This is a genomic window from Bacillus methanolicus (assembly GCF_028888695.1).
GTDB lineage: Bacteria > Bacillota > Bacilli > Bacillales > Cytobacillaceae > Bacillus_Z > Bacillus_Z methanolicus_B.
Genome location: NZ_PNFF01000001.1, coordinates 1099676 through 1125212, shown reverse-complemented (window position 1 = coordinate 1125212; position 25537 = coordinate 1099676). Strand labels below are relative to the sequence as shown.

25 protein-coding genes are annotated in these 25537 nt (G+C 37.1%); 23 read left to right on the top strand and 2 right to left on the bottom strand.

The genetic code is table 11. The features are described 5' to 3' along the window. The first annotated feature begins 280 nt into the window (after positions 1-280). The 15 genes from C0966_RS05605 to C0966_RS05535 all read left to right on the top strand — a co-directional run bounded on the left by C0966_RS05605 (position 281) and on the right by C0966_RS05535 (position 14568). On the top strand, positions 281-739 hold the full coding sequence (locus C0966_RS05605; RefSeq protein WP_274854203.1) for a riboflavin kinase: 459 nt from the start codon (positions 281-283) through the stop codon (positions 737-739). Beyond that, on the top strand, positions 657-1007 hold the full coding sequence (locus tag C0966_RS05600; protein WP_274854201.1) for a hypothetical protein: 351 nt from the start codon (positions 657-659) through the stop codon (positions 1005-1007). Before C0966_RS05605 ends, C0966_RS05600 begins: the two co-directional genes overlap by 83 nt. A 58-nt stretch (positions 1008-1065) precedes the next feature. After that, on the top strand, positions 1066-1206 hold the full coding sequence (locus tag C0966_RS05595; RefSeq protein WP_274854200.1) for an FbpB family small basic protein: 141 nt from the start codon (positions 1066-1068) through the stop codon (positions 1204-1206). A gap of 391 nt (positions 1207-1597) precedes the next feature. Next, complete coding sequence (locus tag C0966_RS05590; RefSeq protein WP_274854198.1) at positions 1598-2587, top strand: sulfonate ABC transporter substrate-binding protein; 990 nt, start codon at positions 1598-1600, stop codon at positions 2585-2587. Between the two features lie 18 nt (positions 2588-2605). Beyond that, positions 2606-3754 (top strand): FMNH2-dependent alkanesulfonate monooxygenase, encoded by a 1149-nt coding sequence (gene ssuD / locus C0966_RS05585; protein WP_274854197.1) that lies wholly within the window; start codon positions 2606-2608, stop codon positions 3752-3754. Positions 3755-3759: 5 nt separating this feature from the next. After that, positions 3760-4518 (top strand): aliphatic sulfonate ABC transporter permease SsuC, encoded by a 759-nt coding sequence (ssuC, locus tag C0966_RS05580; protein WP_274854195.1) that lies wholly within the window; start codon positions 3760-3762, stop codon positions 4516-4518. Positions 4519-4533: 15 nt separating this feature from the next. Next, positions 4534-5301: an ABC transporter ATP-binding protein gene (locus C0966_RS05575; protein WP_274854193.1), complete on the top strand. Its 768-nt coding sequence runs from the start codon at positions 4534-4536 to the stop codon at positions 5299-5301. Between the two features lie 460 nt (positions 5302-5761). Next, the gene (locus C0966_RS05570) at positions 5762-6967 is read left to right on the top strand and encodes an MFS transporter (RefSeq protein WP_274854192.1); all 1206 of its coding nucleotides are present in this window, start codon (positions 5762-5764) and stop codon (positions 6965-6967) included. A gap of 656 nt (positions 6968-7623) precedes the next feature. Continuing rightward, on the top strand, positions 7624-7872 hold the full coding sequence (locus tag C0966_RS05565; protein ID WP_274854191.1) for an RNA polymerase sigma factor: 249 nt from the start codon (positions 7624-7626) through the stop codon (positions 7870-7872). 211 nt (positions 7873-8083) lie between these two features. Beyond that, a complete protein-coding gene (locus C0966_RS05560; protein WP_274854189.1) occupies positions 8084-8842 on the top strand; it encodes a hypothetical protein in 759 nt (252 codons plus the stop codon). Beyond that, entirely contained in the window at positions 8843-9718 is an 876-nt protein-coding gene (locus C0966_RS05555; protein ID WP_274854188.1) for an ABC transporter ATP-binding protein, read from the top strand. A 6-nt stretch (positions 9719-9724) separates the two neighbouring features. Further along, positions 9725-10993, top strand: a complete 1269-nt coding sequence (locus C0966_RS05550) for a hypothetical protein (RefSeq protein ID WP_274854187.1) — start codon at positions 9725-9727, stop codon at positions 10991-10993. 15 nt (positions 10994-11008) lie between these two features. Continuing rightward, entirely contained in the window at positions 11009-11611 is a 603-nt protein-coding gene (locus C0966_RS05545) for a hypothetical protein (RefSeq protein ID WP_274854186.1), read from the top strand. Beyond that, positions 11608-12153: a hypothetical protein gene (locus C0966_RS05540; RefSeq protein ID WP_274854185.1), complete on the top strand. Its 546-nt coding sequence runs from the start codon at positions 11608-11610 to the stop codon at positions 12151-12153. Before C0966_RS05545 ends, C0966_RS05540 begins: the two co-directional genes overlap by 4 nt. A gap of 213 nt (positions 12154-12366) precedes the next feature. Next, entirely contained in the window at positions 12367-14568 is a 2202-nt protein-coding gene (locus tag C0966_RS05535; RefSeq protein ID WP_274854184.1) for an alkaline phosphatase D family protein, read from the top strand. A 456-nt stretch (positions 14569-15024) separates the two neighbouring features. On the opposite strand, the gene C0966_RS05530 is transcribed toward C0966_RS05535, so the two are convergent. Next, on the bottom strand, positions 15025-15480 hold the full coding sequence (locus tag C0966_RS05530) for an N-acetyltransferase (protein ID WP_274854183.1): 456 nt from the start codon (positions 15478-15480) through the stop codon (positions 15025-15027). Between the two features lie 406 nt (positions 15481-15886). Between C0966_RS05530 and C0966_RS05525 the strand changes: the two genes are divergently transcribed. The 8 genes from C0966_RS05525 to C0966_RS05490 all read left to right on the top strand — a co-directional run bounded on the left by C0966_RS05525 (position 15887) and on the right by C0966_RS05490 (position 23985). Further along, positions 15887-16960 (top strand): branched-chain amino acid aminotransferase, encoded by a 1074-nt coding sequence (locus C0966_RS05525; RefSeq protein WP_274854181.1) that lies wholly within the window; start codon positions 15887-15889, stop codon positions 16958-16960. Between the two features lie 274 nt (positions 16961-17234). Beyond that, positions 17235-17702, top strand: coding sequence for a UPF0158 family protein (locus tag C0966_RS05520; RefSeq protein ID WP_274854180.1), 468 nt, complete (start codon positions 17235-17237; stop codon positions 17700-17702). 381 nt (positions 17703-18083) lie between these two features. Next, positions 18084-18764, top strand: coding sequence for a response regulator transcription factor (locus tag C0966_RS05515; RefSeq protein ID WP_274854179.1), 681 nt, complete (start codon positions 18084-18086; stop codon positions 18762-18764). Positions 18765-18870: 106 nt separating this feature from the next. After that, positions 18871-20103: a sensor histidine kinase gene (locus C0966_RS05510; RefSeq protein ID WP_274854178.1), complete on the top strand. Its 1233-nt coding sequence runs from the start codon at positions 18871-18873 to the stop codon at positions 20101-20103. Between the two features lie 153 nt (positions 20104-20256). After that, positions 20257-21630 carry a DJ-1/PfpI family protein gene (locus C0966_RS05505; protein WP_274854177.1) on the top strand — a complete coding sequence of 458 codons (1374 nt, stop codon included), beginning with the start codon at positions 20257-20259 and terminating at the stop codon, positions 21628-21630. 404 nt (positions 21631-22034) lie between these two features. Continuing rightward, the gene (locus tag C0966_RS05500) at positions 22035-22553 is read left to right on the top strand and encodes a hypothetical protein (RefSeq protein ID WP_274854176.1); all 519 of its coding nucleotides are present in this window, start codon (positions 22035-22037) and stop codon (positions 22551-22553) included. Positions 22554-22843: 290 nt separating this feature from the next. After that, complete coding sequence (locus tag C0966_RS05495) at positions 22844-23347, top strand: hypothetical protein (RefSeq protein WP_274854175.1); 504 nt, start codon at positions 22844-22846, stop codon at positions 23345-23347. Positions 23348-23520: 173 nt separating this feature from the next. Further along, positions 23521-23985, top strand: a complete 465-nt coding sequence (locus C0966_RS05490; protein WP_274854173.1) for an NUDIX domain-containing protein — start codon at positions 23521-23523, stop codon at positions 23983-23985. A gap of 161 nt (positions 23986-24146) precedes the next feature. On the opposite strand, the gene C0966_RS05485 is transcribed toward C0966_RS05490, so the two are convergent. Next, positions 24147-25361 carry an ISL3 family transposase gene (locus tag C0966_RS05485; RefSeq protein WP_425535919.1) on the bottom strand — a complete coding sequence of 405 codons (1215 nt, stop codon included), beginning with the start codon at positions 25359-25361 and terminating at the stop codon, positions 24147-24149. Positions 25362-25537 lie beyond the last annotated feature (176 nt).

Here is a 25537-nt window from a genome sequence, read left to right as displayed (position 1 = left end):
TTTTTTGAGCCTCACTTTTTGCTTACATTATGTTGTGGAAACATTAATTTTTTAGAATGTTGAGGAAATCAGCTTCTTGAGTAGTTTTGTTTAAAAAATAATTTTGAATTCCGACTTGACATATAGGTTTAATTTAATTTAATATAACCCTTAAGATTTACTTGAAAATTTCAAACATGCCGACTAGGCCACTAGAGGCTCTCAATTCAAGGTGGATTTTATCTTGAACTGAGAGCCTCTTTAATTTAATGGACTTTACATTATAGAAAGGTTGATGAATATGCAGCAAGCAATGGTTATTCAGGCTGTCAAGGAACACATATCAATATGCGGAAGAGTAGTTCATGGAAGGAAGAAGGGGCGGGAGATCGGTTTTCCTACAGCAAATGTTGATGCTGATGCCGGGCAGTTAGAGAACGGCGTGTATGGAGTTTCAGTGTCTTTAAAAGGAGATCTATATAAAGGCATTATGAACATTGGTGTCAAACCAACGTTTGAATCGAACTTAGAAAAGACGATTGAAGTTCATCTTTTAGATTTTCAGAATGATATTTATGGAGAGTTAATGGAATGTCAGCTTCTCTTTAAAGTAAGAGATGAACGGAAATTTCCATCTATCGAATTTTTAAAAAATCAAATTAAGGAGGACATTCGGTATGCAAAACAAAAATTCAAAAGCATGGGGTCTTTCTATCAAAACAGTAAGAAAGAATTCTTTAGAAAAGAGCAAATATCTTAATCTGCCTGATTTACAGTTTTTTCAATGGTGCCACCAACGGTTTGGGCTAAATAAAGGTGTTTATAATACGATTGATAACTGGTTTTATGATTACGGGATTGTCAATATTCTTCACCGTCGTATCTATCTTTTAGCTTTTTTGGATTTTGTTAAAGATGCAGGACTGAAACAAGATAACCATAAATTCATTAGATTTGGAAATGGAGGTCTCATTAGAAAGCTTCATGAATTTATTAGAGAGAAGGAAAATGAAAAATATATTATCTAAGCTTTCAATTAATATTAAGCCAGCTGAGGGGCTCGAAGGGAAAGGAATGTAACTTGCCATGCATAGAAAGAAGAATTTCGCTCAACTGGTTAAAGACAATCGAGAACAAATATTAGGAAATAAAGAAGAAATTGAAAGAATTTACAAGAAGATTGACGAGAAAGTGTTTAAAAAAGAAAGCAAAAGTAATAAAGGGTGATATATATGGAGGGAATTATATATAGAGGGTAGAAGGGAAGTATCATCAGAGACTAGCAATTTGAAAATTGCAGTTCCGGTCGGACAACCGAAGGCTCCTATCTCGTTTTTCGAGATTAGGTGCCTTTTTCATAAACAAAATATCGACTAAAACTATATGATTAATAGGTATCATTATCAAGCGAGTTTCGATAATTGAGGAGTCGATTTGATACCATCTACAAATTGAACCATTTAAGGAAAGATTCTCAATAATTGAAGCAAGAGAGCTATCCTATTATTCAGTCCGCATAAAGGAAGTGATTCATTATGTGTTTAAAAAACTAAAAAAATTATTTTTACTGTCAAAATATAACTTTTTGTCATTTTTAAGAGATTAGGGGGAATATTTAGTGATTAAAAATGATAAGCGATACTGGTGGATAGCATTCATTTTTGTATTATCTTTTCTAATTAGTGGTTGCAGTGCATCCACGTCAGGAGAAACTTCAGAAAACAATTCAAATGAAAAAGAAGAAAAGGTTGTACATATTGGTTACCAAAAGTTTGGTACCTTAAATATTTTAAAAGCGCAGAAAAACCTGGAAAAAGAATTAAAATCGCTTGGTTATTCTGTTAAATGGACAGAATTTCCTGCCGGACCCCAGCTATTAGAAGCGCTTAATGTAGGAAGTATAGATTTTGGCCATACAGGAGAGGCGCCGCCTATTTTTGCTCAAGCAGCAGGTGCCCCGCTCGTGTACTTCGCAAATGCTCCGGCCAATCCTAAAGGAGAAGCCATTATAGTACAAAAAGATTCGCCTATTAAATCGATCAAAGATTTAAAAGGAAAGAAAATTGCGTTAAATAAGGGTTCAAACGTCCATTATTTATTAGTCAAAGCATTAGAAAAAGCAGGATTAAAATATGAAGATATCGAAACAGCCTTTCTCCCTCCTGCAGACGCTCGAGCAGCATTTGAAAAAGGCGATGTAGATGCTTGGGTTATTTGGGATCCTTTTTTGGCTGAAGCGGAACGCGCTGCAAATGCCCGCATTCTTACGGATGGAACAGGACTAGTAAGCAATCGCGAATTTTTCTTAGCTTCTAGTAAGTTTGCAAAAGAGCACTCTGTTGTATTGGATGTTATTTTTAAGGAACTACAGAAGACGGAAAAATGGGTTGAAGGGAATCCAAAAGAAGCAGCAGAATTCCTTTCTCCTCAAATTGGAATGGATGTTGAGACATTGGAATTAACACTTAATCGAAAAACGTTTGGATTAGAAAAGGTGAATGAAGAAGTGGCAAAGGACCAACAGCAAATTGCAGATCAATTTTTCAAACTTAAACTAATTCCGAAAGAAATTAATGTAAATGAAGCTATTTTATTATCTACAAAATGAGAAAGGAGATGCTAAATTATGAAAGTTTTTTGGTTTATACCTACACATGGAGATTCACGATATTTAGGAGTAACGACAGGTGGAAGAGCAGTTAGTTTCCCTTACTTAAAACAAATTGCTCAGGCGGTCGATCATCTTGGATTTGCAGGTGCTTTACTTCCTACAGGAAGATCTTGCGAAGATTCGTGGGTAGTGGCCTCATCTTTAATCCCTGTGACTTCCCGGATGAAATTTCTTGTCGCTGTACGCCCCGGTCTTATTTCACCATCTCAAGCGGCGCGAATGGCAGCCACTTTTGATCGTCTGTCAAATGGACGTTTATTAATCAATGTTGTAACGGGAGGAGATCCGGTTGAGCTCGTCGGTGATGGTTTGCATTTAAACCATACTGAGCGTTATAAACTAACTCATGAGTTTCTCACGATTTGGCGGGATTTGTTAGCTAAGGGGGAAGCAGACTTTTCCGGAGAATATTTAAAAATAGATAAAGGCAAATTATTATACCCTCCTATTCAAAAACCTTATCCGCCACTTTATTTCGGCGGATCTTCTGAAATTGGGCAGGAAATTGCCGCAAGCCTTGTGGATGTATACTTAACATGGGGCGAACCACCTAAAAAAGTAGCTGAGAAAATCGCAAAAGTGAAACAATTAGCTAAAGAAAAAGGTAGAACCGTTCGTTTTGGCATTCGATTACATGTCATTGTAAGAGAAACGGAACAAGAAGCTTGGGCCGCAGCTGATAATATAATTAAATATGTAGATGATGAATTAATTGCTTCATCTCAAAAGATTTTCTCGCGTTTTGATTCAGTAGGCCAAAGGAGAATGACGGAATTACATAATGGACGGAAGGATCAATTAGAAATCAGTCCGAATTTATGGGCCGGTATTGGTCTTGTTAGAGGAGGGGCGGGAACAGCCTTGGTAGGAGACCCTGAAACCGTAGCTCAAAGAATGAAGGAATATGCTGACCTTGGAATCGAAACATTCATTCTTTCTGGATATCCACACTTAGAAGAAGCTTATCGTGTTTCAGAATTATTGTTTCCGCATCTTCCTTTAGAACATGATTTTACCGTTCCGGATTCTACTAATTTAATAAGTCCATTTGGAGAGATTGTCGCAAACAATGAATTCCCTAAAAACCAAATAGCAAATAGGTGATGAATATGAATAAAAAAAAGATTGTTCCTTGGATTGTACCTATTTTATTGCTTGTATCTTGGCAGTTGCTATCTCAAATTGGAATCTTATCTTCCAGGGTTTTACCTAACCCAGTAGATGTCCTCAAATCAGCTATTGAGTTAAGTCGATCAGGTCTACTTTTTGAATACATTGGTGCAAGCACTAAGCGAGCATTTGTCGGATTTCTTCTAGGAGGAGGAATTGGTTTTGCGTTAGGATTAATAAACGGTCTTTCTAGAATTGCAGAAAACCTGTTGGATACTACTTTACAAATGATTCGAAACATACCTCACCTTGCTTTGATTCCAATCGTCATTTTGTGGTTTGGTATTGAAGAAGAAGCAAAGCTGTTTCTTGTTGCTTTGGGTACTTTTTTTCCCATTTACTTAAATACATTCCATGGAATAAGGTCTGTAGACAAAGCACTTATTGAAATGGGAAATGTATATGATCTAAAGGGTTTTGCTCTCTTTTGGCATATTATTTTACCAGGTGCACTTCCTTCCATTCTAGTCGGAGTTCGTTTTGCTCTGGGTATTACATGGGTTACGCTTATTGTAGCTGAGACGATTGCATCTAACTCCGGAATTGGTTATATGGCCATGAATGCCAGAGAATTTATGCAACTGGATGTAGTTGTATTAAGTATTATCCTTTATGCACTTCTTGGAAAACTGTCAGACATAATAGCAAAATTAGCAGAGAGAAGATTTTTAAAATGGCATCAAACTTATCAAAAATAGGAAGGAGGGTTATCTATGGTTTGGAATAAAGAAAAAGAAGCTATATTAGAACTTTCCGGCGTACATAAATCCTTTGGTGTTCATAAAGTACTTCAAAACATTGATTTAAAAGTTTATAAAGGAGAATTCATTGCAATTGTAGGGAAAAGCGGGTGCGGAAAAAGTACGTTATTACGGTTGATAGCAGGCCTTGAGCCGGCGAGCGGCGGAAACATTCTTATTAAGGGCGAACGACTGAAGGGAAGGAATCAATTAGCAAAAATCATGTTCCAAGATGGCCGTCTTCTTCCGTGGAAAAAGATTCGTCAAAATGTAGGCTTAGGATTAAAAGCAGACCGGGAAAAGCAGGTTGATAAATTATTAGAACAAGTTGGATTAGCAGGCCGAGCAGATGATTTGCCATCTGTACTATCCGGGGGACAGAAGCAAAGAGTAGCACTTGCAAGGGCACTTGTACACGAACCGGATATCTTATTGTTAGATGAACCACTTGGTGCTTTAGATGCGCTGACACGTATAGAAATGCATCAGCTCATTGAAGATTTATGGAAGGAAAAACAGTTTACTGCTGTTTTGGTGACACATGATGTGGAAGAAGCCGTAGCTCTCGCCAATCGAGTGATATTGATCGAAGATGGAGAAATTGTTATGAACTTTCCAATTAATTTACCTTACCCCCGTCAACGGGATCATCCTATCTTTGCATCTACGATTAGCCAGATACGCAACCGTATTTTAGGATTAAATACATTCTCAAATAGAGAGTTGAAACTTACAAAATAACCTTTATTAATATCTTGCATATGGTCAATGTAAGAGTCGGCAATAAAGTGAAACTTCCATTTGATCGTTAAGAATAAAAAACAATAAAATACAAATGAAAAGAAGGTAAATGTAACAACTGAATACATTCACCTTCTTTTTTCTTTGGAAAAGGGGCGGAGCTAAGCTAACAAAGATAGAAATAGCAATTTATCTTTAGAAAGTTACTAGTTTAGCTTTGTAAATATTTAGAGCTTTGCTTCGCTCACACCGCCTTATTTGTTGATTCTGTTTTATAAAGAAAGCTATTTCCATGTTAGGGTTGGGAGTTTAATACTCATGCTCGTTTTTTGAACGGACAATAGTATGTTAAGTATCAAGACATGTGTTAATATTTAATATGGCAGGCTTACTGTTACTTTACTAAAAAAAATTGAATGGGGCAAAATATGCCAGTGATTTTGAAATCAGGAGGACATACATGAACAGACAAAATGATATTTCAAACAGGAAGCTGCTCGGGATTACCGGTATCGGCTGGATGTTTGATGCGATGGATGTTGGAATGCTTTCATTTATTATTGCTGCATTAAAAATTGATTGGAGCTTATCGGCCAAGCAAATGGGCTGGATTGGCAGCATTAACTCAATCGGAATGGCCGTCGGGGCTTTGTTTTTCGGACTGCTTGCTGACCGAATAGGCCGGAAAAATGTCTTTATTCTTACATTATTGTTATTTTCACTGGGCAGCGGTGCTTCGGCATTTGTGACTTCCTTGAGTGCCTTTTTAGTGTTAAGATTTCTGATCGGAATGGGGCTTGGCGGAGAGCTGCCAGTTGCCTCCACACTCGTATCGGAAAGTGTGCCGGCAGAAAAACGCGGCAGAATCGTTGTGTTATTAGAAAGCTTTTGGGCGGTCGGCTGGTTGATTGCAGCGGTCATTTCTTACTTTATCATCCCTAAATTTGGCTGGCAGGTTGCCTTGATATTGAGTGCGATTCCAGCTCTTTATGCCCTTTATTTACGTTGGAATTTGCCTGATTCACCAAAATTCCTTTCCGTGAAACAAACAGAAAGGAATTCGGTGCTATCAAACATTACGGCTGTCTGGTCAAAAGAGTATCTCCGAGAAACCACGATGTTGTGGATCCTCTGGTTTTGCGTCGTCTTTTCCTATTATGGAATTTTTCTTTGGCTGCCGAGTGTCATGATGATAAAAGGCTTTAGCTTAATTAAAAGCTTTGAGTATGTGCTGATTATGACACTTGCCCAATTGCCGGGGTATTTTACCGCCGCATGGCTTATTGAAAAAATCGGAAGAAAATTTGTTCTCGTTGTCTACCTGATTGGCACCGCGCTAAGTGCTTATTTCTTCGGTACTGCAGAATCAGTAGCTCTACTAGTTACAGCGGGCGCTTTCCTTTCGTTTTTTAACCTCGGAGCATGGGGAGCTTTATATGCCTATACACCCGAACAATATCCTACAAAAATCCGGAGCACAGGGGCAGGGATGGCTGCTTCTTTTGGGCGCATAGGCGGAATACTGGGTCCTTTATTGGTGCCATATCTTACCGCCAGAGGTTTTTCAATTTATGAGATTTTTACAATTTTCTGCGTATCCATCTTAATCGGAGCAGGAGCAGTTTTGTTCATGGGAAAAGAAACAAAAAGAGTGGAATTAACATAATCTTTCCTCGTGGAAGCCGAGGAGTTAACGATTTTTCAAAATGAAATATTTGTGTATCACAAAAGCCTAACTAGAACAATAAATGTGAAGCATGAGAAACCGCAAAAGAGACTCATAAGGAGTCTCTTTTGTGGTTAACCATCAAACCAAATGTCAACTCTATTTTATAGCGTACACCAATAAGTTCCCAATTGGACTATTTTTTCTTCGGATCTCATTCAAGTTGCATTTTCTCATGTTCAGATAACACTTGCTCTCGTTCAGAAGATGTTTACTCTCATTCAACGTTCATTTACTCTCGTTCGGATGGAGTTTACTCCCGTTCAAGCTGCCTTTACTCCCGTTTAGAAGAATTTTACTCCCGATCAACGTTCATTTACTCCCGTAGGGAAGATGTTTACTCCCGTTCAAGCTGCCTTTACTCTCGTTCAGAAGACATTTACTCTCGTTCAATGTTCATTTACTCCCTTTTAAAGTTCTTTTACTCCCGTTCACCATTTTTAAAATTTGTTATACAGTTTCCAAAGGAGAGACAAAGCAAATAAACTTGTCTCTTTTCTATTTAAAAAAAGTTTGCTTTTTTTAAAACTATTCACCCTTTTCTTACGAATATAATAATGAAAGCAATGATTCCAGGCTGGAAGTGGACAAAAAAGATGAATAAAGAGAAAAAATGGATCAAGTTGATCCAAAAGAAATCAGACGAAAAGGCAGTCAATGAGCTTGTTTCCTTTTACTATCAATCTATTTACGCCTTTGTATATAAACAAACCCTAAATAAAGAATTATCGATGGATTTAACGCAGGAAATTTTCATCAGTATGCTGCAATCCATCCAGAATTTTGATGAAAAAAATCATCATTTAAGACTTGGCTCTATAAAATTGCGACCTATCGCGTGGTAGATTACTATCGCTCCAAATACTACAAGTATGACCGAATCTCGGATTCCATAGAAGAGTTGGAGGTTATAGAAGCAGATCGTTCGATTAAAACTTTTTACCGAAAATACGTTTTCGGAAATTGCCAAAACGTTGGATTTACCAGAGTCCTCTGTGAAAACGAAGTATTATGCCACAATCAAAAAGTTGAAGCTTAAAATGGAGGCGGAATGGGATGAAAAAAGAAAAATTGACCATCGACTATCCTGATGAACAAACGATTAAATCACAGATAGAATTGATTATTTCAAAGGGGGTGACAAAACCGAAGTCGTTTCCAGAGTATTTAAGAGAAATGTATCAACAACTGGGGTTCCGCTATCTTTTTCGTGATGCGACAGAATTGATATTTGTAGTGCTGCTGGCTGTAAGTGTCTTTCTATTTGGGTCGTTTCAAGCGATTGAAAATGAGATGCAAGTAAGTAAAATGTATTCTTTTATTTTTATTCTTTCGCCAATCCTTTACATCCTGATAGCGACACTATTTCTAGTAAATGTAAGCAGAAAAAGTACCTTTGAAGTAGAAATGACGTGTAAATATCATGTTTTCCAATTGGCTGCTTTTCGCATGCTTGTTTTTAGTATCGTGTCAGTACTTATAAATATCTGTTTGATCATTTTCCTGTCCATGATTATTCATTCTTTTAAATTATTTGAAGCTTTATTAATTTCCATTAGTTCTTTAAGTGTTTTTGCAACTATCTATTTATATGTGTTGCAAAAGTTTAAATCGAGATTTGCAAGCTATGTCATGATTGCAGGATGGTTGTTGATTAACTTTATTCCAGCTGTATATAGCTTAGAGTTTTACACATTCGTATTAAGTCAGATTCCCATTTATTTATATGTTGTAGTATCACTTGGCTGCTTGTTTGTGTATTTATTTCGCTTAAAAAAATTCATTACATTTCGAAATATAGAAGGAGTCCTGTAAATGTTAACCGTTCAAAATGTTACGAAAAATTATGGTAAATTTGTTGCGCTTAAAGACATTAATCTAGAATTTCATCATGGTGTATATGGATTGCTCGCACCGAATGGGGCAGGGAAAACTACACTCATTAAGATGTTAACGACCTTGTTGTTTCCGACGAGCGGCACCATTTTGTATGAGGGAATGGATATTATCAAGCTGGACGAAAAGTATCGTGAAATTCTAGGTTATCTTCCCCAAGAGTTCGGCTACTACAAAAATTACAGCCCGACCTCATATTTACTATATCTTGCTGCTCTTAAGGGGATGGACCGAAAAGTAGCTCTAGACAGGGTGCAAGAGATGTTAAAGCTGGTTGGGTTAGAGCATGTTGCGAACAAAAAAATGAAAAAATTCTCAGGCGGAATGATTCAGCGTGTAGGGATCGCTCAAGCAATGTTAAATGATCCGAAAATACTCATTTTAGATGAGCCAACCGCAGGCCTTGATCCGAAGGAAAGAGTTCGTTTTCGTAACTTGATATCCGATTTAGCGAGAGACAGAATCGTTATTTTATCCACCCATATCGTCTCAGATGTAGAGTCCATCGCGAATGAAATTGTTATGATTAAAGACAAAAAAGTACTATACAAAGATACAGTTTCGAACATTTGTAAAAAGATAGAAGGGTTCGTATACGAAACGGAAGTGGAGTTTCATGATGCAGCAACGTTTAGAAAAAATTATCTTTCCCTATCTGAGAAGCAAGAAAACGGGAAGATGCACGTGCGGTTCTTAACGAAAGATGCTGCAAAACCGGAGTGGAGACCCGTTCATCCTAATTTAGAAGATGTTTTTCTATATGTCTATCAAGATGAAGCACTAAAACAGGAGTAAGCGAACATGATAAAGCGACTAGAGTTAAAAAAGATAATTACTTCTCCCATTGTTATAACTCTATTGATCTTATTTACAGCTTTTAATATTTTTATTATCTATCAGCATGCCCCAATGAGAGAAGATATGAGCCGCATCAATCGGATTATCGATGATAATGGGACCTTAATGGATGAGAAGGGGCGAAAGAATTTAAAAAATTCTTATGAGAAGGAGCTGGCAAGCTGGAACAGGCTTGCAGAAAAGAAAACAGGCAAAACTTATGAATCAGCTTCTGAATTTTTTGAGCCGGAAAATTATTATCCTGCAATAGAATCAGGTGTTTTTACCGAAGCAGAGCTAGAACGTATCGTTGATTTAATGGTGAAAGAGTCTTACTTATTAACTGCTGAGGATATCGTAAAGCAGTATGAAAACATGGACCTTTTGGAAGCTGCAGAAGCCCAAATTAAGATGTATGGACTAAGTGGAGAAGCTGCTGAAACTGTGAGAGAGCAATATAAATCATTAGAACCGCGGCTCGAGGAAATAAAAAAGAATAAGGAGCATCTTCACCTCTTCTTTCTTGGTAAGATGTTCGAAACGCATTCCTTTTTGTTCAAAACACTATTTCGTTATATTATCTTTCAAGCAATGCTTCTCGTTGTATTGTTTACAGCATTTCTGGTGAACTATGAATATGATCAACACACATACCTATTAACCTACTCCACCAAACGGGGAAGAAAGCTGATGTGGGACAAGTTAGCTGCATCCTTATTTGCTTCAGTTATGGTTACCGCATTCTTACTCTTTGGTACATTTGTTGTATATTTTCTCGTCTTTGATTATTCGCGCTTGTGGAAGGTACCAATTAGTACGGGATTTCTAATAGAGCCAAATAACGCTCCGTTTATTAGCTGGTGGAATTTTACCTTTATTGAATACTTTTTATTAGGCTGTCTGTTATTACTCATTTGCCAAATCTTATTCACACTCATAACTTTTGTACTTTCCATGTGGATTCGCAACAGCTATGTTGTGTTTATTATTTTTGGTGTCTTATTGGGAGCGGGAATTTTGCTTCCAGGAAAAATGCCATTAGACAGCAACACGATTTTTTACGCTCATTTTACTCCATTTGTACTGATGTTAGGGTCAAAGAAATGGTGGATGGAAAGCGGTGCATTTACCACTTTTCAGTACTATGAACTCATAACATTAGGGATATGGCTGCCTCTTTTCATGTTGACTACATTTCTTTGCATAAAACGTTTTTATCATCAAAATCTATAGTTAGGAAGCGATAAAATGAAAATCATCTGGAACGAATTAAAGAAAATTCTTACGCTGAAAGTCATTGTACTTCTTTTAATTGTCAGTGTTGTCTTTTATCAGCTGTTCATCATTTTTGATTTTAAGCATTTTCCTAATGGAAGGCCTGCAAATGATGAATTTTTAGTTGCACAAGAGATGATTAAAGAGTATGGAAAATTTCTGGATGAAGAAGAATTCGAGCATTTTAAAAAAACTTACGATCAAAAAGTAGTAGAAGCAACAGCGTATTTGCAATCTAATGAGGATTTAGTAAAAGCTGGATTGGATACGTATGAAAAGTTTCGAAATGCAGATCTGGATGATAAAAAGCTTAATCGTCTACATAGTAAAGTGATCTTTGAGGATGGAGTTGATGTTTTTTGGGAATTACAAGCTAGAGAAACTTTTATTGAAAACTACGAACATCCCGAGCGAATTGGACATGCTATTAGTATGAGGCCGTTATACGACGGAGAGTTAAAACGTGTTAACGAATTACTGGAAAGCGGATCTGCAACGGCTATTCTTCCCTGGCTGGTCTACGAAAACTATAATAATTTAGCAGGACGTGTAGCAATTTTAGTGTTTTTAGTGTGATGATCATTGCCACTCCTTTGTATTTGACAGACCGCAAAAACAATATGATTCTTTTACAATATAGCTCGAAGATCGGGCGAAATCTTTTCTTTAAAAAATTTATCGCAGCTCTTATCGCGGTAATAGCCGTAATCACGGTTCAGTTGGCATGTTTTTTCTGCCTTTATCGAGGAAATGAAACGGCTATATTCTTACCAATAGAAATTAGCTCCTTATTTAATGAGTTTATATCGTGGTACGATTTGACGTTTTTGCAATATATCATTTTAACGGTAATCAGCATGTATGTGCTTGGAATTGCATTACTTTTCCTTGTTGCATTCATTTCAAGCTTAGCGCCAAATTACATGTCCAATATTGGGGTGCAAATTCCGTTGGCATTTGTCCTATTTGGAATAGGAATAAGTTATTTGGTACAGGATATAACCAATCTATTTCTGCCAAAACATTTTCTGCCCATTATGTTAGTGTTTATTTTAGCAGGTAGTGCAGTAATCTTCGTTCTTAAATGGAAAAAGGAAATCATAAAAGATATCTTGTAATGTCAAGAAAAACCGCCTAATCATGATGATTTGGCGGTTTCCTACTAAATAGATAAATTTAACATCTCCTCATATCGTCCTACAAATTGCGATCCTCTATTTTTCCTATTTTTTTTAACCAATTTTCAAATCATTTTTAATATTCTCTTCAAATCTATTTTTTACGATGAAGGGGAAAGAAATCACCAAAATTTGGAGGAGAGTGAGATCGCTGTGAAAAAGACAGGAATGATTGGTTTATCCCTTTCACTTTCGTTAGGATTACTCGTAAGTTTCGCTCCGGAAGCATTGGCAGATGATAAACAGGTTAAACAGCAATCTATGCTGAAACCGATTGTTGATCATGTTGATGTCATCGCCCACCGCGGTGCTTCAGGTTATGCACCTGAACATACGCTGGCAGCATATGAAAAGGCAATCCAAATGAAAGCAGATTATGTCGAACTGGATTTGCATATGACAAAAGATGGTGAGTTAATTGCCATTCACGATTCCACGCTTGCAAGAACGACGAATGTGGAAGAAGTATTTCCCGACAGTGCCCCTTGGCGGGTAAAAGACTTCACTCTTGCCGAAATTAAGAAGTTGGATGCCGGTTCTTGGTTTAACACTACTTACCCAGAATATGCGAAAAAACAATATGCCGCAGAGAAAATTCCAACCCTTCAGGAAGCGATCGATTTTATCAAAAAGAAAGATAAAAAAGCTGCTCTTTACATAGAAACGAAGGCACCTGATGTTTACCCGGGCATGGAAGAAAAACTTGTTGAAATTTTGAAGAAGAACGGTTACTTGAAAAAAGACAAAGTCATTTTCCAATCATTCAGTGAAGCGAGCTTACGAAAATTGCAGGCCATCGTTCCTGAGGATATTTCACTTATCCAGCTTTATACTCCAAAGATGATTCAAGGTCTAAATCTTGATGATGTCTTTAACCGGGCTGCGGAATATGCGGAAGGTGTAGGACCGGATAAATCGCTCGTCTCCCCGGCATTTATGCAGGAGGCCCATGAACGTCATATGATCGTTCATCCGTATACCGTGAATACACAGGATGAAATGGTCGAGCAATTATCTCTTGGTGTTGATGGGATGTTTACGAATTATCCTGATCGATTGGTAGAGTTGAACAAGAAACCGTACATTTCTCACGGGGCGGCCAGCGGCGAAGTAACGGATACATCCGCTGTATTATGGGCCAGGACAAGCCAGTCCGCAAATGTACGATTTGAAGTTTCCGAAGATGCTTCGTTTAAAAAAGCCATCATGAAAACCGAAAAAGCAACTTCCAAACATGATTTGACCGCACAAGTAAAAGTTACTGGATTGAAACCGAATACGATTTATTACTACCGTGTTCACGCTCTTCCGGGATCCCATCAGGTGTACGGAAGCTTTAAAACAGCTCCGGCTGAAAATGAAATGAAGCCGTTAACGATTGTTTGGGGCGGCGACACAGGCGGCCAAGGCAAAATTCCGCCATTCAAAGCTTTTTCTGCGATGGCCGATTTGAAACCGGATTTCTTCTTATTTAGCGGGGATACGATTTACGCTGATAATGCTACTCCTGCTGTACCAAATCCGCCATCGAAAACCATTGAAGATTTCTGGGCAAAATATAAAGAAAATCGCACCGACCCAGACTTAAGAAAGTTACTTCAATCGACAAGTATATATGCGATCTGGGATGACCATGAGGTAATGAATGACTTTTCCGGACCATTTGAGCCGCTTACCTCAACAGGGTTTCAAGCTTTTACGGATTATTGGCCAATGTTGAAAGAGCGGAGTTCTTCCGGAAAGCTTTATCATAAGTTTTCATGGGGCGAAACACTTGATTTATTCATTTTAAATAATCGTAGTTACCGTGATCCAAATACGAAACCAGATGGGCAGGACAAAACCATGCTTGGTCAAAAGCAGCTTGAATGGTTGAAAAAAGAACTTTTGAATTCAGATGCCCAAGTGAAACTTGTTGCTTCTTCGGTACCGATTTCCATTCCGACAGGGAAGCCGAATGCACGAGATGGATGGGCGAATGGCGACAACATCAATCCGATCGATAAAACAGGGTATGAACATGAATTTGCGAAGATTTCAACATTCATTACGGAGAATAAAATTAAGAACGTGAATTTTGTCACTGCTGATGTTCATTTTGCTGATATTATCCAGTATGATCCTGACCATAACGGTACGGTTGATTATCGCGAACTGGTAAGCGGACCGATTGGGGCAGGTATGGGTCAGCCGTCGACACTTGATCCTACATTTGGGCCGGAGCGACTGTATGCTGAAGGTGGGTTCTTTAACTTTGGTGTAATCAAGATTGATCCGGGTCGAAAACAAATGACAGTCGAAATTCGTGATGAAAACGGCAAAGTTCATTTCCAACGTGATTTTCCAATTGAATAACAGAATAGGCCCGTAATAAATGAGCTGTCTACGATAGATGTAGGCGGCTCTGATCTTTTGTATAACTTTCTTATTTCTTAGCGGCTGACTTTTATAAGGAACTTGCGAAAATAAGTTCTTCCAGATATGTGTTGCCATGCGAACTTGAGGGGAGAAAGAGAGTTATGTTTTCTTTTGTTTTTAGTTTACATAATATACTGCATAACTAATTAGAGTATGGTATTTATTAGAAATGCTTTCTTAACTTCTTTAAAAAGATTTATTAACTCAATATTTATAAACCATTATCAATCGTTTAATAAATTTATGCTACTTTTAGAGTGTAACGAAGAAGAAAAGGGTGTGTTGGATAAAATGTTTACTAGAGTGAGTATAAGTTTTTTGCTTTTAATGGTGCATTTTTACTTGTCTTGAGTTCTTTATTTTTATCTATGGCATAGTGAAGATAATCTGGATCTAATCAATATATTTAACCATTGCGGTTTCATCACAACAATCAAATTTGGGGCAATGCATACAATCAACCCATACTTTTTCAGGTAAAGTTTCTTTTTCAACAATTTCAAATCCACATTTTTCAAAAAATTTAACTTGATAAGTAAAAGATATTAATCTTTTAACTCCAAGTCTGGATGCTTCATTTATTATATGGTTTACTAGCATGCGACCAATGCCTCGACCCACATGTTCCGGTGATACAACTAATGAACGTACCTCTGCAAGATCATGGCCCAAAACATGTAATCCAGCAACTCCAACGATTTTATTTTGATCTTTTACAACATACATACACTGTAAATGCTGATATATTGATAAGAACGAACGAGGTAAAACTAATCCTTTATTAGAATATAGTTGAATTAAATCGTGGATATCTTTAACATCGCTTGTAACTGCATTATAGATTTGCATCATTATCTCCTCGTAACCAATATTTTTTATAAATATACAATAAATTGTTTATATATGCAAACGTATATTTTGAGTTCAGTTTGTTTTTTCTTATATTTCAAGGATACTTGGTTCATTCCATGTCCGGTTTGATATTAAAATGCAAGGATTGTCTTCATGAATAATTATAAGGCTAACCTATTATAAAAGATAATCTATCATCCCGTAACACTTTGCCGTGTTTCGGGATTTTTTACTCTAACTGTATAATATATTTTCGCACTAAAATAAAAATTAATTATTTTTGAATAATATGGTTGTTATGTCTATCATTTATTTTTATAATATTTAAAAAGATTTATCTATTTTTTATAGGTAGATAATAAATTTTATAAGAAAAATTATTGATAGACAGGGAGAAAGAATCATGAAAGATTATAAAATTGAAATTAACCTAACAACAAAAAGAAAGCCAATACCTCCATTTGACCGTCTTGAGTTTGGAAAGAATTTTACAGATCATATGTTTATTATGGATTATACGGAAGGAAAAGGCTGGCATGACCCCCGGATCGTTCCTTATCAACCAATCACCTTAGATCCTGCTGCCATGGTCTTTCATTATGGTCAAACTGTTTTTGAGGGGTTAAAAGCTTATCTTACAAAAGATGAAGAAATTCTATTATTTAGACCAGATCAAAATATGAAAAGGTTAAATCGTTCAAATGCCAGGTTATGTATCCCGCAAATCGATGAAGATTTAGCTTTATATGCTCTAAAACAATTGATTACCATTGACAGGGATTGGATTCCCACATTAGAGGGCACTTCCCTTTATATTCGTCCGTTCATCATTGCAACCGAACCATACCTTGGTGTTGCACCCTCAAAGAGATATCAATTCATGATTATTTTATCGCCGGTAGGTGCTTATTATAAAGAAGGAATGAATCCTGTTAAAATTGCTGTAGAAAGTCAATATGTACGTGCCGTAGCAGGTGGAACGGGGAATGCCAAAACGGCCGGTAATTATGCTGCCAGTCTAAAAGCACAAGAAGAATCCAGCAAAGCTGGTTATTCTCAAGTTTTATGGTTGGACGGGAAAGAAAATACGTACATTGAAGAAGTAGGCAGTATGAATATCTTCTTTAAAATAAATGGAGAAGTCATTACTCCGGCATTAAATGGAAGTATTTTAGAAGGTGTTACAAGAAATTCAGTCATTCAACTTTTAAAATATTGGAATGTACCAGTTGTGGAACGTAAAATATCAATTTATGAAATTCATCAAGCTTATAATGACGGGTTGTTAGAGGAAGCCTTTGGGACAGGAACAGCTGCCGTCATTTCACCGATTGGTGAATTCTTCTGGAGAAACGAAAAGCTTGTCATTAATAACGGTGAAACTGGTCCATTATCTAAAAAATTGTACGATTCATTAACCGGTATACAAAATGGAACACAGCCTGATCCATTTGGCTGGGTTTTGAAAGTTGAATAAAGTGTATAGAATTAAACTCAGTCACAAAAAGCAATCGAAAAAAGTATTTTTACAAATATGAGCGCATCCAAAGGCATTGCGTTTGATTGGACAAGTTCCCTGATTAAAGGCAGGCTATTTTCAAATAATAAATATTTGACCTATTATGTCAACTGCCAGGCATAATAGGTTTTTTTGGTTCCCCTTTATTCTTGGCAAGTATTTGTGTTTTCTTATGAAGAATGCCTTACTTACCAATTTTATTAAAATGGCGAATTAGAAAGGGTAAATAAGCATGGCGAAAAAAGTTAAACTACAAGAAATAATGGATGGCATGGAAATGCATTTCGACGGTATGAATACATACTTAAATGTAAAGACTGGAGAAATAGTTTCAGTATCCGAGGAAGACCTTCGGGCTGCTGAGGATGATGATTCTTTTGAACATTTGCCGGAATGGCATCAAGAGGCTATGAAAGTTGCTATAGATGTCATTGAAAACTATGAAGATTACAAACGACTCCCCACAAAATATGATATCAATGAATATGATATGATGGTGGATTTTTGCTTTACAATTAATGATGAGAGAAATAAGAAAATATTATTAAACGCTATTCAAGGCAGAGGTGCCTTTAGAAGGTTTAAGGAGCATATTTATCGTTTAGGATTTGAAGAAAAGTGGTATGTCTTTCGTGAAGGACGGTACAAAGAAATAGCAATTGATTGGTGTAAAAAACATGACATACACTGGATTGAATAAATTCAATTAGAACGGCTATATAAGCTTTGAACGACATGTCCAAGAAAATGGCATGTCTTTTTTTATTTTGGGTACCAAGAAAATAAACAAAGATTTAAATTCTATAAGTATACAGCTTATTTTCAAGCATTGTGAATTTCTGGTTGGGTAACGAGACAGAATTGTTTAATTAACACAAGAACAATCGGATAATTGTTTCCTCTTAATGGTTTTTCTTTTTTTAAAATCGATTCAATTCATACTGAGTTCACAAAGCTAATTTATAGTAACCACAGGATATAAGATTAATATTATATATTTTTAATAATCAGATTAAAGTATTGGAAAAGTTATGTAATAATTAGATTGTGTTCGACCATAAGTAAAAGGGGAGAATTCAGTTTGCCAAAGATACTAGTGGTAGATGATGAAGCTCACATCCGTGAGCTGGTTCGTTTGTATTTGGAAGATGAAGGTTTGGATGTTGTCGAGAAATCCAATGGAGCGGATGCGCTGGATTATGTGGAGAATGACAGAGTTGATCTCGTCATTTTGGACATTATGATGCCGAAATTGGATGGCTGGGTTTTATATAAGAAGCTCCGCGAACTTGGAGACATTCCAATTTTAATGATAACCGCGAAGGGGGAGACAGGCGATCGAATTAAAGGATTTAAGCTAGGAACGGATGATTATTTGGTGAAGCCGTTCGACCCGGTTGAACTGGTTCTAAGGGTAAAAGCTTTACTAAAGCGGTATCGAATTGCTGCTTCCAATGTGATTAAGCTTGGAGACATTTCATTAGATCGCAAAAGTTATCAGGTTGTATATAAAGACGGTAAAACGATCACGATCCCGATGAAAGAATTCGAATTACTTTTCAAACTGGGCAGCTACGCCGGACAGTTGTTTACCCGGGACAATCTAATTGAACAAATATGGGGCATAGATTATGAAGGAGACGAGAGGACCGTCGATGTTCATATCAAACGGCTTAGAGAACGGTTTGCTGAATTTGAGTCTGACTTCCGGATTGTAACTATCCGCGGCCTCGGTTACCGATTGGAGGTGTATCGGGATTAAGTCACTATATACCCGTGTTGTATTAATATTCGTTGGCATCGTCATGTTGAGTCTGTTCACTTCATTTATACTTACTTCCCTGTTGTATCAAGAAAGAATTACAAATTTGGTAGAAGAAATTCTAATTTCGAATGGTAAAAAATTCATCCAAACCTATGAGTCTCCACCTTCAGCTAATTTGATACCGTTTATGCAAAACTTCTCCGGCCTTTCCGGTAACCTTCTCCAACTTTATGATAAGGATGGTAAGCCTCTCCTTGATGATAAGAATGGGGAAATACAGGTTGATCCTATTACTATAAAGACCGTGCTTTCCGGTGAAATCGCTCGAGATATTGATAAAAGGGAGGCTTACCCTCCTATAGTCGGACTTCCATTTCATGTAGACGGGGAGCCTTACGCTTTATTTCTTACGGTGGAGAAAAATAGTGTCGAGGAAGAAATCATGAACTCCATTCATGTCATGTACGTCATTATTTTGTTTTTCGGCAGTTTGCTGATTTTAGTTGCTGCACGCTATTTCGTAAAACCGATTCTTCGATTGACGGATGCAACCAAGAGTATGGCGAAAGGAAAATTCGATTTTGATCTTCATACAAAACGAAAGGATGAAATTGGTCTTTTAACCGTTAGCTTTAACGAGATGGCGAAAGAGCTGGCTAAGCTGGATCGGATGCGGCAAGATTTCGTTTCTAACGTCTCTCATGAAATTCAATCACCTTTAACCTCCATTTCAGGATTTACGAAGGCGTTAAAACAGAAAAAAATGAGTGAGGAAAGCCGCCTCCATTATTTAACCATCATTGAGGAAGAGAGCGAGAGGTTATCGCGGTTAAGTGGAAATTTGCTGCGGCTATCCTTTTTACAACAAGAGACACATCCGTTGAAGGTTAGCAGTTATCGATTGGATGAACAATTGCGGAAAGTTGTCATTGCGTTGGAGCCTCAATGGGCAGCGAAAGAAATAGAAATTGACCTTAAGCTTGAGGCAATGACTATTCAAGCGGATGAAGACCAGCTCTATCAGGTATGGATCAATTTACTAAGTAATAGCATAAAATTCACTCCGGAGCACGGTAAGATTTATATAGAAGCAGCGGTGAAAGAAGATCAGAATGTCGTTTCCATAACAGATAATGGTCCCGGGATACCGGAAGAGGAACAGGAAGATATTTTTACGCCATTTTATAAAGTTGACAAATCTCGCAACAGTATTGTGAAGGGAAATGGACTCGGTTTATCGATCGTCAAAAAAATTGTAGAAATTCATAATGGCACTATCCAAGTTTCCGGACGACTGGGGGAAGGTGCAACTTTTACTGTTAAACTGCCAAAGTGATGGAAGCATGCAAAATAAAGAACTTAAATTCCGCCACTGGCGGTTTTTTTTATTTTTTTAAATTATCTATTCCGTTCATATTGAGTTCATAAAGCAGATTTATAGTATACATGTGGCAAGGAAAATCACAAATTTTTTTAGGAGGAATGAAGAATGAAAAGGTTATTGTTGCGTGTCGTTGTTTATGCAGGTATTTTAGTTTTATTTGTAGGGGGAATCGGATTAATCGGATTCGGCCGTTCTCAGAGGGATTATTGGTTCTCCGTTCGCGATCAGCCCGTTCCCTCTTTGCAAAAAGTGGAAATACCCGATTATGACCCGAATAAACCTACAGTGGCTGTCCTGTTATCAAATCCAACCACGGAAGTATTTGATTTTATGGTTCCGTACGAAATGTTCGCTATGACAGGTGCGTTTAATGTATTTGCGGTTGCTCCGGACAATAAGGTGAAGTCAATAACTGGAGGTCTCGACTTATTACCGCACTACTCCTTTAAAGAAATGGATCGTTTATTAGAAAAAAGTCCCGACATTATCGTGATCCCTTACATGCCTATGATTGACAAAAAGAAATATCAACCTGTTCGGGAATGGATACAAAAACATAAAGATACCACTTTGTTAAGTATTTGTGGCGGGGCAGCGAATCTTGCCGACACCGGTTTATTGAAAGGGAAATCTGCAACCATACACTGGCAGTATTTCGATAAGACGAAAAAGAAATATCTTGATACTGACTGGAAAAGGGATCTACGGTATGTCCATGACGGTAACATCGTGGCTTCGGCTGGCCTAACATCAGGAATCGATGCCGTCCTCTATGTGATCTCACAAAAATTAGGCGAACCTATGGCAAAAAAAATTGCAAAAGAAATGCATTATCCTTCCTACCACTTCGTCAAAAATCCAAAGATCGACCCTTATTATATCGATCGGAGCGAAGCAGTTTATATAGCAAATCTAGCATTTCAATGGAAAAAGAAAAATACAGGTGTTTTGCTGTATAACGGTATTGAGGAGGGGGCATTGGCTTCGATATTTGATACGTATTCTGCTTCCGGAACGACAAAGGTCTTTACTATTTCAAGCTCGGAACAGCCCATTGTTACTAAACATCACCTTAACCTGATCGCCAGATATCAAATGTCGAATGCCCCGAAGGTTGATAAAATGTTCGTTCCGGGAACGCAGGCAAAAACTTTAGCTGCGGAGGACATAAAACAATGGAACGAGCAGGGCAAGGCGAAAGAGCTTCTGTTCTTGCACAGTGATTCGTCAGATAGATTTGTATTTGAAGCGCCGCTTGAAGATTTAGCCAAACAAGAGGACATTCTAACCGCTAAATATGGAGCAAAACGACTTGAGTACCGTGCCAACCATGTAACCCTTGAAGGCAGCCCGTTTTCCCTTGAAGCTTTTGGTATACCGTTGCTGCTTTGTTTAGTGGCAGTGTTGACAGCTTTCTATATTGACAGACGATTTATCATAAGAAAGACAAATTCCGAATCTCATAAACAAACTATTTAATGATTGCCGCCTGCAGTTTTTTACCCTTCCTTTCGGAGTCATAGGTCAATGTCTCATAACTGCTTAAAAATCCTCCCACGGTGGAGGATTTTTGGTTTTCTTAAGGGAATTTAATTTCAATATGGCAAAGAAGCTGGCGGATAAACTTCTTTCTTACATATTACTGAATCTCCTTATCAACAGTTGCCATCATTTAATTATGACCAACTAAGAAGAGGAATCACTGGTGTTCAATGCAAGTCTTTTTCTATCTGTATCGAAGGAAGAAAATGTATATGTAAGGAATGTAGGCTCGAAGAATTAGTTACAGCTTCCGTAATGCGGAGTGTGAAGAAATTTAAGATTCTTTTTCCAGATCATCGGATTACTAGTAAATTAGAAATTAACAATGGGGTTTAAGGGGATTGGAAGACGATATGACTTATGAATTTATTTTTAAAGATTCATTTATGGATTTGACTAAAACTCATATTCGAGAAACACAAACAAACGAAGAAGTATTACTTCAGCCTAAGTGGAGTTTTCCGATTGGAAAATATTTATTTTTTTCTGGAAAACAAAAATACAAGGCAATATCTACAAAAGAGAATTTTATTCATAACGCCTTTATTGTGTACAATCAAGACGGAAAAGAATTATTACGAGTTAAAGATGTTTCACTCCTAAAGAAAGAATCTATTTTTAATGAACTTAATTTAGTTTATGAACAGAACAGCTATCATATAAAGTCTACTTTTGCATTTAATACTATAACTATGAGTAAAGGCGAGGAAATAATATTCACAGCTCATAAAATCTCCTCGATATTTAAAACCCTTCTGAGTTTATATGACTACAAAGTTAATATTCATAATAAGTTGGATTTACCATTTCCTGTATGGGTGGCAATTTTCAAGGGGATACATTTGTTAATTAGACATTAAAGTTGCAGGAAATATATTTCATGTTTTCCCAAAGAAATTTAATTAGAAATAGAAGAATAAATATTAGTTATCGTCCGGAGGCTCTCATGAAAAATAAAGTAATAATCATTTTAATTTTTATTATAACTTTTTTAGGTATTTATCTGATCTTTAATCCAATGGGCGTTTTCGATTTGATTACAAAATAATCTCCCCAATTAAATAAAGTCTATTGCTTTTGAAATTTAATAAGTATTCTTCGCTACTCTGTGAATGTTAATTATTAAACTATAAAAAAGGGGGGCAGTTAAATGAAAATAAAGGTTAAGAGAAAGTTATTAAGTTTATTTACAGGAGAATTATTTGCTGCTGTTACTTTTGCAATGTTGTGGATTATGTATATACAACTTTTTGAGTGGACAGAACCCTACTTAACTACATTTCCGTCTTTATATGCGTTTGTTTTATTGGAATTTATCTTGCTTCAAGGCAGTTTTTATTGGTTTCTTAAATATAGACAAGTTCAACGAGAATGTTACTCTTATTTACCTTATCGACAACTTCGTCTTTTTGTTTTCTTTAAAAGGTTCAACCTTTTCCTAATTGCAATAGGATTGCTGTTAATGATATATCAATATAAAATTAATGCAATTGATTTTTATTGGTTTGTATTTCTTTATGTTTTTGCAATAATTGAATATATCAACTACTACCACATTCGACTTTCCTATCAAAGCATAGATGAAATAAAAGATTTTATTCGTCAACGAGGACTTCGAAGTTCAAAATTGGCAAGGGAATTGAAAAATCTTTAATACTATCTAATGAGTGTGAATTAATCATACATTTCGAAGAATTTCTTTTCCAATTAACTCCACTACAGCTCCAATAGTTTTCATATCCTGTTCTGAAACATTATGTAAACTAGATTTTTAATATATGCAACTAAATCACAGTGATTTTATAGACTTAATAAGGGGAGAGGAAAATGTTAGTTAGAAACTCTGCAAGAGCTGTACTTATTCAAAATAATAATGTATTGGTCGTTAAAGTAAAGGAACCTTATGGGGAGTGTTATTTCTTGCCAGGTGGGGGTCAAGAGTACGGGGAAAATCTTCGGGATACTGTTCAGCGTGAATGTTTGGAGGAACTAGGAGTAGAAATTGAAGTAGGAGACATGCTCTTTGTACGCGAGTATATTGGAAAAAATCATGATTTTGCTCAATATGATAATATGATTCATCAGGTTGAATATGTATTTTTGTGTAATATTAAAAACCCTCAACAAGAAATAAAAACCGGAATAAATCCGGATGAAGGACAAATCGGAGTAGAATGGCTTCCGTTAAATAACCTAGTGCAATACAATTTTTATCCAAAAGCGATGATAAGGTATATTATAGACTATCTAAATGAAAAACCCGTTCCCATTTACCTGGGTGATATTGTCTAATGATGTACTAAGTAAATATTAAGGATGGACGTTGTGTTTCAACTTCCTAAATCATTTGGAAGTTATTATGCTATGAAGTCAGGTGTTAAGCCTATTGATGGTCTTATGTTAAATATGGGTTCTCCGTCAAATGTTGGGGTGATGACTTTATGTCCTCACCCTTATCCAATGTGAACCCCAATTCCTTTATACTGATGTAATAATAAAATTTTAGCCCTGAAGCGTTCGAAGCTTCTGAAGCCAAAGGCATTCCGTTTTAGTACTTTGGTTAAATTATTGATCCCTTCCAAAAATCCGTTGGAACAGTCATAAACAAAACTGTTAAGGATTTCTGTCTGCCAGTTTTGAAAGGTCTTTATGGCTTTCTCCATCTCAGGGATTTCCGAAGCTTCAACCAATCGGTAAAACGCTTTTAACTCCTCTTTCACCACGGCAATTTGATCCCTGCCAATCTCTTTGGCACGTGTAAACCATTCTCGATAGGCCTCTTTGAGTTCGTATGCCTTCCTGAGCTCCTCGGACATATCCAGATAACGCTCTAAATACCAGCGTTCCTCTTCTGTAAGGCGGTCACTGGCCTTGTGGAAGACATGTTTCATTCGCTTGCACTTTTTACGGTCATAGTCGTGAAAATCCTGTTGGACTCGCCTTCTCACCGCATCAAGCGCCCAGTAGATATATCGGCAGAAGTGAAATCGATCTGCGATAATAACCGGACGGCCTAGTGCTGCCTGGACGGCTGCTTTAAACGATTGGTTCATATCCATAATGACCACTTGGACCTGGCTTCCATGCTTTTGAAGGTATTGCTTAATGGTTTTTTTATACCGATTGGGGAGGATATCCAATGGCTTTTTTGTCACCCCGTCGGCTATGATTAATTGGTATTTGCCTTCCTTCGTATCGCCTTTGTATTCGTCAATGGCAATGATTTTCGGCAATTCCTCAACCGCACGGATTTCACTGCTCGCCAAGCGGTCAAACCGACGGACTACCGTCGACGCAGAAGTGCCATAGTTCTCAGCGGTTTCCTTGAAGGTCTTTCCTTTGATGGCCCGGATGGATACGGCCTGGTTCCACTCAATGGAAGTGCGTTGGTAGCGCTCGACTATGGAGTTTTTCTCAGAGAAACGTTTCCCGCAGCTGCATACATATCTCCGGCGTCTATAAAAAATCTGGGTCTTTCGCTCAAACCATTTCAAATGCTGGATTTTCTGGATCCGGTAATCATGAACACGGCTTGTCCTTCTGTTACAACGGGGGCAACGATGCATCTTTCGTTCCATCTCCACATGAAACTGTACAACTTCCCCAACTTGTTCCACTTTGGTCAGGACAACCTCTTTTAAACCAGGAATATTCATGATAAGATTCATATACACGCAACTCCATTCTTTAAACTTGTTTCTGGACAATTCAAGTATAAAGGAATTGGATGTTTGCGTGTATTTTTTATGCAAACGAAAGTGTGTTTAAACCCCAACAAATATTATAGAGCCTAAATATGTCGAAGGAAAATACTACCGCTAGAGGCAATACAGTTGGTGTATGA

What these genes read in the sequence shown, in the direction of transcription:
- C0966_RS05605 (WP_274854203.1), top strand. Translation starts at nt 281, where the DNA reads ATGCAGCAAGCAATGGTTATTCAGGCTGTCAAGGAACACATATCAATA.
- C0966_RS05600 (WP_274854201.1), top strand. Translation starts at nt 657, where the DNA reads ATGCAAAACAAAAATTCAAAAGCATGGGGTCTTTCTATCAAAACAGTA.
- C0966_RS05595 (WP_274854200.1), top strand. Translation starts at nt 1,066, where the DNA reads ATGCATAGAAAGAAGAATTTCGCTCAACTGGTTAAAGACAATCGAGAA.
- ssuD (WP_274854197.1), top strand. Translation starts at nt 2,606, where the DNA reads ATGAAAGTTTTTTGGTTTATACCTACACATGGAGATTCACGATATTTA.
- ssuC (WP_274854195.1), top strand. Translation starts at nt 3,760, where the DNA reads ATGAATAAAAAAAAGATTGTTCCTTGGATTGTACCTATTTTATTGCTT.
- C0966_RS05575 (WP_274854193.1), top strand. Translation starts at nt 4,534, where the DNA reads ATGGTTTGGAATAAAGAAAAAGAAGCTATATTAGAACTTTCCGGCGTA.
- C0966_RS05570 (WP_274854192.1), top strand. Translation starts at nt 5,762, where the DNA reads ATGAACAGACAAAATGATATTTCAAACAGGAAGCTGCTCGGGATTACC.
- C0966_RS05565 (WP_274854191.1), top strand. Translation starts at nt 7,624, where the DNA reads ATGAATAAAGAGAAAAAATGGATCAAGTTGATCCAAAAGAAATCAGAC.
- C0966_RS05560 (WP_274854189.1), top strand. Translation starts at nt 8,084, where the DNA reads ATGAAAAAAGAAAAATTGACCATCGACTATCCTGATGAACAAACGATT.
- C0966_RS05555 (WP_274854188.1), top strand. Translation starts at nt 8,843, where the DNA reads ATGTTAACCGTTCAAAATGTTACGAAAAATTATGGTAAATTTGTTGCG.
- C0966_RS05550 (WP_274854187.1), top strand. Translation starts at nt 9,725, where the DNA reads ATGATAAAGCGACTAGAGTTAAAAAAGATAATTACTTCTCCCATTGTT.
- C0966_RS05545 (WP_274854186.1), top strand. Translation starts at nt 11,009, where the DNA reads ATGAAAATCATCTGGAACGAATTAAAGAAAATTCTTACGCTGAAAGTC.
- C0966_RS05530 (WP_274854183.1), bottom strand. Translation starts at nt 15,480, where the DNA reads ATGCAAATCTATAATGCAGTTACAAGCGATGTTAAAGATATCCACGAT.
- C0966_RS05525 (WP_274854181.1), top strand. Translation starts at nt 15,887, where the DNA reads ATGAAAGATTATAAAATTGAAATTAACCTAACAACAAAAAGAAAGCCA.
- C0966_RS05520 (WP_274854180.1), top strand. Translation starts at nt 17,235, where the DNA reads ATGGCGAAAAAAGTTAAACTACAAGAAATAATGGATGGCATGGAAATG.
- C0966_RS05505 (WP_274854177.1), top strand. Translation starts at nt 20,257, where the DNA reads ATGAAAAGGTTATTGTTGCGTGTCGTTGTTTATGCAGGTATTTTAGTT.
- C0966_RS05495 (WP_274854175.1), top strand. Translation starts at nt 22,844, where the DNA reads ATGAAAATAAAGGTTAAGAGAAAGTTATTAAGTTTATTTACAGGAGAA.
- C0966_RS05490 (WP_274854173.1), top strand. Translation starts at nt 23,521, where the DNA reads ATGTTAGTTAGAAACTCTGCAAGAGCTGTACTTATTCAAAATAATAAT.
- C0966_RS05485 (WP_425535919.1), bottom strand. Translation starts at nt 25,361, where the DNA reads ATGAATCTTATCATGAATATTCCTGGTTTAAAAGAGGTTGTCCTGACC.